Below are 1,207 nucleotides of genomic sequence, written 5' to 3'. Positions count from 1 at the left end.
GGGCGCCGCGACCGTCGACCCCGGCGAGGACGGGGAGGGTGTGGTCGACGCCGTGCTGGCCGTGGAGGCCGACGAGCTCCTCGTGCTGCCCAACGGGGAGCTCTCGCGCGACCGGATCAGCGCGCTCGACGCCGCCCTGCGGGACGCCGTCGGCCACGCGTTGATCCTGCCGACGGGATCGGTGGTCCAGGGGCTGGCCGCGCTCGCCGTGCACGACCCCACCACGACCCTGTCCCTGGACGGGTTCTCGATGGCCGACGCCGCGGCGGGCACCCGGCACGCGCACCTCGTCCGCGCCGAGCAGGACGCCCTCACCCTGGTCGGCCGGTGCGCGGCGGGCGACCTGCTCGGCGTTGTCGGCCACGACGTGGCGCTCATCGAAACCGACGCGGTCGAGGCGGTGTGCGCGCTGGTCGCCCGGATGCTGTCCGCCGGCGGGGAGCTCGTCACGGTGTTGTTCGGAGACGAGTACGACGAGGCGGCGACCGAGTCGGTGCTGTCCAGGCTGCGCAGCGCGCACCCCGACATCGAGGTCGTCGGCTACGCCGCGGGCCCGGGGCGGGCGCTGGCGCACGTCGGGGTCGAATGACGACGCTCGCCACCACGGACACGCCCCTGGTCGAGGTGCTCGACCCCGGGCTGGCGGAGCGGATCACCACGGCGTTCGGCCACCGGACCGTCGGGGACCTGCTGCACACCCTGCCGCGGCGCTACCGCCAGCACGGGCAACGCTACGACAAGCGGCAGCTCGTCGACGGCGAGCGCGTGACGGTCATCGGCACGGTCACCACGGCCCGGACGAGGACGTACCACACCAAGAAGGGCCAGCCCCGGGAGATGCTCACGCTCACCGTGGAGGACGGCGACACGGAGTTCCGGGTGGTCTTCTTCGCCGGTCGCAGCATCAAGTACCTGCTCCCGGTGGGCACCCTCGCCATGTTCGACGGCACCGTGTCGCATTTCCGTCGCGCGCCGGACCTCAAGCACCCCGAGTTCCTGGTGCTGCGGCCGGCCTCCGGGCAGGGCGGGCAGCTCAAGGGTTCGGGTGACCTGGCGGCGCTGGCCCGGCTCGCGGCGGAGATCGACGCCGAGGGCGGGCCGAGCCTGTTCGACCGCCCGCTGCTGCCCGTCTACGCCGCGAAGGAGGGCGTCACCTCCTGGGATCTGCTCGGCGCGGTCGTGACCGCGTTGCGGGCCCTGGTGCCGG

Annotated in this window: 2 pseudogenes; both read left to right on the top strand. The window is 73.9% G+C overall.

The annotated features are described in order from the left end of the window. Positions 1–589, top strand: a pseudogene (locus G6030_RS14345) (Dak phosphatase); the annotation flags it as partial. Next, positions 586–1,207 (top strand): annotated as a pseudogene (locus tag G6030_RS14340) (ATP-dependent DNA helicase RecG); the annotation flags it as partial. The pseudogenes G6030_RS14345 and G6030_RS14340, both read left to right, overlap by 4 nt.

The organism is Dietzia sp. E1, assembly GCF_014145015.1.
Classification (GTDB): domain Bacteria; phylum Actinomycetota; class Actinomycetes; order Mycobacteriales; family Mycobacteriaceae; genus Dietzia; species Dietzia cinnamea_A.
Note: the sequence above shows the minus strand (reverse complement) of the source record. Positions and strands in the feature narration are given on the sequence as shown.